Source organism: Treponema sp. J25, from assembly GCF_004343725.1.
In the GTDB taxonomy this organism is placed as follows: Bacteria; Spirochaetota; Spirochaetia; order Treponematales; family Breznakiellaceae; genus J25.
In genome coordinates this window covers 1-7650 of record NZ_PTQW01000064.1, presented here as the reverse complement: position 1 = coordinate 7650, position 7650 = coordinate 1, and the positions used below count along the sequence as shown (strand labels likewise).

Here is a 7650-nt window from a genome sequence, read left to right as displayed (position 1 = left end):
ATGACAGTTCCTATCAGTAAACCGAAAATTTTAACCTAAAACCGCAAAAATCCCGAAATGACAGTTCCTCCCGAAATGACAGTTCCTATCAGTTTTTGCATAGAGGACAAGGCACTCCTGTGTCGTTTTTTTGTTCGGCACTAGGATCTTTATTGCATCCGTAACGGACACCCAATGATGAGCAGGATCACCGGGACAGGCTGCCAGCTTTCGGCCCTGATTACGGCATATGTTGCCGCAAGCCCGGAGCATCCTTTGGAGTCTGCCGCAGCCGCCGTCTGCGCGATGGGGCTTTGCGGAGAACTGGCATATGCCCGTATGTCGGCGCTGGACGGGAATTCCTCTTACAGGAACTATATTATCGACGCGGTCTGCAATCTGACCGGGGACGCGTTGGAAAGAGGTGCGAAATATGAGATGCGATAAAAAATCCATGCTGCTCTATGCCGTCACCGACCGCAGATGGGTTGGCAGGCAAACCCTGTGCGAGCAGGTGGAATGCGCCCTCAAAGGCGGCGCGACCTGTATTCAGCTTCGTGAAAAGGAACTGAGCGACGCCGATTTTTTACGGGAAGCGCTTGATATAAAAAAGCTTTGCAGGAAATACCATGTTCCGTTTATCGTCAATGACAATGTCAAGGTTGCCATAGAGTGTGGCGCCGACGGTATCCACGTCGGTCAGCACGACATGCAGGCGGAGGATGTTCGGGAATACGCGGGAGAAAACATGATCCTCGGCGTTTCTGTGCAGACAGTGGAGCAGGCGGTGCTTGCTGAAAAAAACGGGGCGGATTATCTCGGCGTTGGCGCGGTATTCACCACATCGACCAAACCGGATGCCGATGCGGTTCCGCGTGATATGCTCAAAGCGATCTGCGGGGCCGTATCCATTCCGGTGGTAGCCATAGGAGGCATAAACAGGCATAATATTTCACAGCTTTCCGGCACGGGCGTGGACGGAATCGCGCTGGTTTCGGCCATATTCGGAAGTGAAGATATTGAACGGGAGTGCCGGAACCTCCGGGCCTTATCGAAAGAAGTGATGCGCACATGAAAATTGACGGGGCGATCTTTGATTTGGACGGCACCTTGCTGGATTCAATGTTCATTTGGGATACGATCGGCGAGGAATACCTTCGCAGCCGCGGAATTGAGCCGCATGAGAACCTGAATGAAATATTCAAAAGCATGAGCCTTTACCAGGCCGCGCGTTATTATCAAACAGAATACGGGCTGACCGACAGCGCGGATGCGATCATGTCCGGCGTGAACGGTATGATACGGCATTATTACACGGCCGAGGTGCTGCCGAAAACAGGCGTCACGGAATTCCTTGCCGAGTTGAAAAATCGGCGGGTCAAAATGTGTATTGCCACGGCTACCGATCGCCATCTTGCGGAAGCGGCGCTTTCGCGCACCGGCCTGCTTTCGTATTTTGGAGAGATCTTCACCTGCGGCTCCGTCGGACACGGAAAGGATAGGCCGGATATTTTCCATGCCGCTCACCGATCTTTGCAGACGCCGAAAAACAGCACATGGGTGTTTGAAGACGCGCTTTACGCCGTCAGAACTGCCAAAAGCGCGGGCTACCATGTCGTCGGCGTTTTTGACCGGTCTGAACCCAATATCGATGAAATTCGCGGGTTGGCGGATTTGTATATTCGATCCTTTGAAGAAATGGAAGGTATTCTGAATGAGGAAGGTTTTAACGATAGCAGGCTCCGATTCCAGCGGAGGAGCCGGGATTCAGGCCGACATCAAGACCATCACGGCGCATAAAATGTACGCAATGAGCGCGATCACGGCGCTGACGGCTCAAAATACCACTGGCGTATACGGGATAATAGAAGCACCGCCGGAATTTATCGGCAAGCAGCTCGATTGTATTTTTACCGATATTTACCCCGACGCAGTGAAAATCGGGATGGCGTCCGGCAGCGATATCATCGATGTTATCGCTGAAAAGCTGCGGCAATATGGCGCTAAAAACATTGTTGTCGATCCGGTTATGGTTTCCACCAGCGGCGGCAAGCTGATATCTGATGCGGCAATAGATTCGCTTGTTGCAAAACTCCTGCCGATTGCCACGGTCATAACGCCGAATATTCCGGAAGCAGAGGTCCTCTGCGGACTCAAAGTGAAGGATGAAGACGACATGATTCAGGCCGCAGAATTGTTAGCCGAACGATTCGGCGGCGCGATTCTCGTTAAGGGCGGACACCGAGTCAATGATGCGCACGACTTGCTATATGAAAACGGAAATATCCATTGGTATAGGTCCGAACGTGTGAACAATCCGAATACGCATGGTACCGGGTGTACGCTATCCTCCGCGATTGCATGCAATCTTGCCGACGGGAAAACGCTGGACGAGAGTGTTCGAAACGCCAAGGATTATTTGACCGGCGCGCTCAAGGCTATGCTCGATTTGGGAAAAGGTCCGGGGCCGGTGAATCATATGTATAACTTAAGCAGCTGCATAAATGGAATAGGCTAAATGTTACCACAATGCGTGTTAAAAATCTGCAGATATTACGAAATTAACTGCAAGATAAAGGAAGAGAATTATTTCGTCAGTATTGAGCGTGAAAAAGTCCAGTAACACTGGGCTTTTTCACGTTAAAGAAGCATAGTCGAGCCTCCTTGACGGGCGGCTTTTGCCTTTTTTGAACCGATATCGTGTAAAGACGTACGCTTCCCTGCAGCGCTTTCGCGCCTATCGTGAGAAAAGGAATCGCGGAAAGTTTGGGGGCATTAAAAATATTGGGCTTCAAAGGTCTGCAATTTAAGCAGGAAAAACGCAAGCAAAATATTTACAGCGTAAACGTTATAAAAATATAAAATAAAATCCCCTCTTGACAAAACATTTATTTTGACTATAATTATAAATATAGTCAAACCGATTGGATGAGATGACATGCCAAAGACATTTACAGACAAGGAACGGGAATATATCAAAAAGAGACTGATGGAAGAGGCTCAGGACTGCCTGAGGCTATACGGGATACGGAAAACGTCGGTGGATGAGCTTGTAAAGCGTGCAAATATACCCAAAGGGACGTTCTATCTTTTTTACGACTCGAAAGAGCTATTGTTTTACGACGTCCTGTGCTCGGTTCACGATGAACTGCACGCCGATCTGAGACGTCGGCTTGAGGCTCTCGACGAGCCGGTAGCGGCGGATCAGGTGACCGAATTGGTGCTTGGTTTATACAAAAAGATCGAAGCGTCATTTTTGTATAAGTTTATCACAGGCGGCGACCTGGAGCTGCTCATGCGCAGGCTCCCGCCGGAGGTGGCCCGCGCGCACGCGGAGAAGGACGATTTCAGCATGGAACAGCTCATTGCCATGGCTCCCGGCATAAAAGGCGACAGCATAAAAAAGTACAGCGCCGCTATGAGGGCGATCTTCCTGTCCATGCTGCACAAGCATGAAATCGGGGAGGAAGTGTTTGAAGACGCGCTGAGGCTGATGATCCGCGGCGTTGTAATGCAGATGTTTGAGGAGGGCGCAGAATGATAAGCGTTAAAAATTTGAAATTCAGCTATACTAACCGGCCTTTTATCGAAAATATGAGCTTTGAAGTCGGGGACGGCGAGATATTCGGCTTTCTGGGGCCTTCAGGCGCGGGCAAGAGCACGCTGCAGAAGATACTTACCGGGCTTCTGACGGATTACAGGGGGAGCGTAATAGTGAATGGCGTCGAGGTGAAAAACCGCGACGGAAGGTTTTATGAAAGCATCGGCGTTGATTTTGAGTTTCCGAGTCTGTATGAGAAGCTGACGGCAAGGGAGAACCTGCGCTTTTTCGCCTCCCTTTACAAAAGAAGCCTGGATGCCGACGAGCTGCTTAAAAGCGTGGGGCTGCTGAATGATGCCGACAAACGCGTATCGGATTTCTCAAAAGGGATGAAATCCCGTTTGAATTTCATCAAGGCCCTGATCCACGATCCCAAGCTGCTGTTCCTTGACGAGCCGACGTCCGGCCTTGATCCGTCCAACGCGCGGCAAATGAAGGATATCATCCTTAGGCAGAAGGCAATGGGGAAAACCATACTGCTTACCACACACAATATGTACGACGCCACCGAGCTGTGCGACCGGGTAGCCTTCATTGTAGACGGCAGCCTGCGGGCGCTGGATACGCCTCGCGGGCTGATTATGGCAAAGGGCGCTTCCATGATCCGGTACACCTATTTCCAGGACGGGAAGGAAAGACAGCGGGAAGTGGAATTAAGTCGCACCGGGGAGGATGAGCTCCTGCAAAGGCTGCTGAAAGAGAATCGGCTGCTGTCCATTCACAGCAGCGAACCCACGTTGAACGATGTTTTTGTGGAGATTACGGGGAGGCGGCTGCAATGAGAATATGGTCTTTGCTGCGGGGCGATATCAGGTTTCAGTACAAATACGGGTTTTATCTTCTTTATCTGGTTTTTTCAATCCTGTATATCAGCCTGATCTTTTCATTCCCTCAGGCATGGAGGGAAAAGGCGGCCATACTGATGATCTTTACGGATCCGGCGGCGATGGGGCTTTACTTTATGGGAGCGATCGTGCTTTTTGAAAAAAGCGAGCGGGTGCTGGACAGCATCGCCGTTTCACCTGTAAAAACATACGAGTATATGTTGTCAAAGCTGTTATCCATCGGCGTGATTTCCGTAATCGTCGGATTTTCCATAGGCTTTTTCAGCCATGCGGTCAATATGACCGCCCGCTTTCTTGTGGGCATATTCTTGTGCTCCTGCCTGTTTTCCGCCGTAGGCCTGCTGGTCGCGGCAAAAAGCGTCAGTCTGAACGACTTTATCATTTCCACCATACCGGCCGAACTGCTTATCAACATTCCCGCCATCGCCTGGCTGTTCGGCTGGAGGCCGGGCTGGCTGCTGCTTCACCCGGGCGTCTGCCTGATGGAGCTTTGCGAAAACGGAAAATATGCGTTTACGGCTTTCATAATTTTAGTATTATGGACCTTATTTTTCGCTTTGATTGCAAATCGAACGGTCAAGAGCATGTTCAGGGAGATAGGAGGGATTAAGCTGTGAAGCCGCTTATGCGTTCATTCGGCATATTCATCCGCCAGATTATCAGGGACGACATGCTCTGGGCGGTATGCCTCGCTCCCCTGCTGGTCGCGCTTCTTTTCCGCTTCGGGATACCATATGCGGAAAGCCTGCTGTGCGCTTATTTTCAGAAGCGGACGATACTTGCCGGCTATTACCTCCTGCTCGATCTTGTGCTGTGCCTCATGCCCCCGTACATGTTTTGCTTTGCTTCGGCCATGGTGATGCTGACCGAGCGGGACGAGAACATGGCGGGATACATGGCGGTCACCCCCGTGGGCAAAACGGGATATATGCTCTCAAGACTGGTGCTGCCGGCGGCCATTGCTTTCCCCATTTCAATCCTGCTTATCCATTTTTTCTCGCTTACCAATTGGAATTATCTCGCGCTTTCGGCAGTCTCCCTGCTGATGGGCCTTTCAAGCATAGCCGTTGCGCTTTTTATATTCTCCTTTTCCCGCAACAGGGTGGAGGGAATGGCAATGGTCAAGTTGTCGGGACTTCTGTTTGTCGGGCTGGTTGCACCCTTTTTCGTATTGTCCGGCGCGCAGTATCTCGCCGCTTTCCTTCCCTCTTTTTGGGCGGCAAAGCTTTGTCTGGAGGAAAACAGCCTGCTCATGCTTCCGGCGCTGGCGGTTTCCCTTATTTGGATATGGGCGCTCGGGCGCAGGCTTGAAAGGAAGCTCTATTGATGCGAACAGGGAAACGATATCAGATACCATGCATTTCTTGAAGAGGAGGATCACGCGAAATGGGTGTGGAAAATATTATTATACGGAACGAGATGCCCGACGATTATGAAGCGATTCTGCGCCTGACCTACGAGGCGTTTCTTACGCTGGACTACCCGGGCAGGCGGCGTACGGACGAGCATTATCTTATCCATTTACTGCAAAACTGTCCGCATGTGACACCGGAGCTTTGTTATGTCGCGGAAGCGGAGGGAAAAATCGTCGGGCATATACTTTATACAAGGAGCGCGGTTGTCCGCCTGGACAAAACGGAGCTGGAAACCGTTACCTTCGGCCCTCTCTCGGTGCTTCCAAAATGCCAGCGGCAGGGAATCGGCCGGATGCTGGTGCGCCACAGCATGGAAAAAGCGAGGGAAATGGGCTTTGCGGCCGTTTTGATTGATGGGGTTCCCGATTATTACCCAAAGCTTGGCTTTGTGCGCGCCCGCAAATACGGACTCACACTGCGGGACGGTTCCTCGGACGATTCGTTCATGGCATATGAACTGAAGGCTGGCGCTTTGCACGGCGGCGGCACGCTTTACTTTCTGGCAGAAACGGAATTTGAACGTGCGGAGCGGGACGACGACGGCTTTTGGGCCTTCCATCAGGCGTTTATGAGAGCGTATTATCCCGGGCAGGCCGGTGGTCCGCCGGCTGTTTGAAGGAGGATTGAATATGAACCGCAGATCGGGAATTTTGCGCGATTTCCCTGAGTTCATGAAAAGACAAGAAAAAAGGAGAAATATTACTATGAAGATTGTTGTGATTAATGGACAAAATCATAAAGGCAGTACATGGCACATCGGAAATCTGTTGACAAACAGCTTTAGCAGTGAGAAAGAAATCACAGAATTCTTTTTACCGAGGGATCTGAATCATTTCTGCCTGGGGTGCTATAGCTGTATGAAGGATTTATCTGTTTGTCCCTTTTATGAAGAGAAGAAAGTTATTGCCGATGCTATGAAACAAGCAGATATTCTCATACTTACGAGCCCGAATTATTGCATGCTTCCCTCAGCGCCTATGAAAGCATTTATAGATTTGTTTCATCAGTACTGGATTCCACATAGACCGCAAAGCAGTATGTTTCATATGAAGGCGGTCGTGATTTCTACTTCGGCCGGAATAGTAGGCGCAGGCAGAGTTTGTTCTCAATTGAAAAGAACGCTTGCATACTGGGGTGTTCCCTATATAAAGACATATGCAACGGCGGTTCAGGCAACAAGTTGGAAAGAGGTCAATGATAAGAAAAAGAAAAAAATTGAAGCGGATATGAAACGGCTTGCTAAAACAGTAGAGAAAGCGGATTTGGGAAAACCGTCTCTCTATATTCGATTTATGTTTAATCTTATGGCCGGAATAAAGAAAAAATCAAATGACCCTGAGGCTGCCCATTGGAAAGAATACGGGTGGCTGGACGGTAAAAAACCATGGAAAGCATAACACAAAAGCGGAACCATTGATACAGCATTAACTTCATTTTCATAGGAAAGCAGATTTTTGGTGCGCGCGTTTTCTCTCCAGATGCCGAAACGTGTGTTAAAGACGTGTATGGTAAATTTTGAGATTTGGTATATCTGTTCATATTGCTCAGTTGACAATTGCAGTCATGACAGTGACAAACAGCAGAAATGATATGGCATTTAGAAAGGCGGAATTAATTTGCAATACAAACTGCAAAAAGTACAACTAAAAATATTGTTGCTAATCAACAGACAAATTCGGCATGACAACACCTGCCGGACCGCGCTCTGCCATAATAGTTGTCACCTAGAACAAGATGGAACAGGAGGTGACCTATGGCTCGGTATAGCGCCCAGATACGGAATACAATTCTTAAAAAGCTGCTTCCACCA

At 49.6% G+C, this 7650-nt stretch carries 10 protein-coding genes; all 10 read left to right on the top strand.

All coding sequences use genetic code 11. The annotated features are described in order from the left end of the window. The first annotated feature begins 156 nt into the window (after positions 1-156). The 10 genes from C5O22_RS13410 (at position 157) to C5O22_RS13365 (ending at position 7237) form a co-directional block, all read left to right on the top strand. Complete coding sequence (locus tag C5O22_RS13410; RefSeq protein WP_279432203.1) at positions 157-426, top strand: hydroxyethylthiazole kinase; 270 nt, start codon at positions 157-159, stop codon at positions 424-426. Then, entirely contained in the window at positions 413-1054 is a 642-nt protein-coding gene (gene thiE, locus C5O22_RS13405; RefSeq protein ID WP_132782584.1) for a thiamine phosphate synthase, read from the top strand. The genes C5O22_RS13410 and thiE overlap by 14 nt, the downstream gene beginning before the upstream one ends. After that, a complete protein-coding gene (locus C5O22_RS13400; RefSeq protein ID WP_132782583.1) occupies positions 1051-1779 on the top strand; it encodes an HAD family hydrolase in 729 nt (242 codons plus the stop codon). The genes thiE and C5O22_RS13400 overlap by 4 nt, the downstream gene beginning before the upstream one ends. After that, positions 1694-2497 (top strand): bifunctional hydroxymethylpyrimidine kinase/phosphomethylpyrimidine kinase, encoded by an 804-nt coding sequence (thiD, locus tag C5O22_RS13395; protein WP_132782582.1) that lies wholly within the window; start codon positions 1694-1696, stop codon positions 2495-2497. The genes C5O22_RS13400 and thiD overlap by 86 nt, the downstream gene beginning before the upstream one ends. 420 nt (positions 2498-2917) lie before the next feature. After that, on the top strand, positions 2918-3520 hold the full coding sequence (locus C5O22_RS13390; protein ID WP_132782581.1) for a TetR/AcrR family transcriptional regulator: 603 nt from the start codon (positions 2918-2920) through the stop codon (positions 3518-3520). Next, a complete protein-coding gene (locus C5O22_RS13385; RefSeq protein ID WP_132782580.1) occupies positions 3517-4362 on the top strand; it encodes an ABC transporter ATP-binding protein in 846 nt (281 codons plus the stop codon). Before C5O22_RS13390 ends, C5O22_RS13385 begins: the two co-directional genes overlap by 4 nt. Further along, positions 4359-5042: a fluoroquinolone export ABC transporter permease subunit gene (locus tag C5O22_RS13380; RefSeq protein ID WP_132782579.1), complete on the top strand. Its 684-nt coding sequence runs from the start codon at positions 4359-4361 to the stop codon at positions 5040-5042. Before C5O22_RS13385 ends, C5O22_RS13380 begins: the two co-directional genes overlap by 4 nt. Next, complete coding sequence (locus C5O22_RS13375; protein ID WP_132782578.1) at positions 5039-5752, top strand: ABC transporter permease; 714 nt, start codon at positions 5039-5041, stop codon at positions 5750-5752. The genes C5O22_RS13380 and C5O22_RS13375 overlap by 4 nt, the downstream gene beginning before the upstream one ends. Before the next feature lie 59 nt (positions 5753-5811). Further along, the gene (locus tag C5O22_RS13370) at positions 5812-6456 is read left to right on the top strand and encodes a GNAT family N-acetyltransferase (protein ID WP_132782577.1); all 645 of its coding nucleotides are present in this window, start codon (positions 5812-5814) and stop codon (positions 6454-6456) included. 13 nt (positions 6457-6469) lie between these two features. Next, positions 6470-7237 (top strand): NAD(P)H-dependent oxidoreductase, encoded by a 768-nt coding sequence (locus C5O22_RS13365; protein ID WP_207895399.1) that lies wholly within the window; start codon positions 6470-6472, stop codon positions 7235-7237. Positions 7238-7650 lie beyond the last annotated feature (413 nt).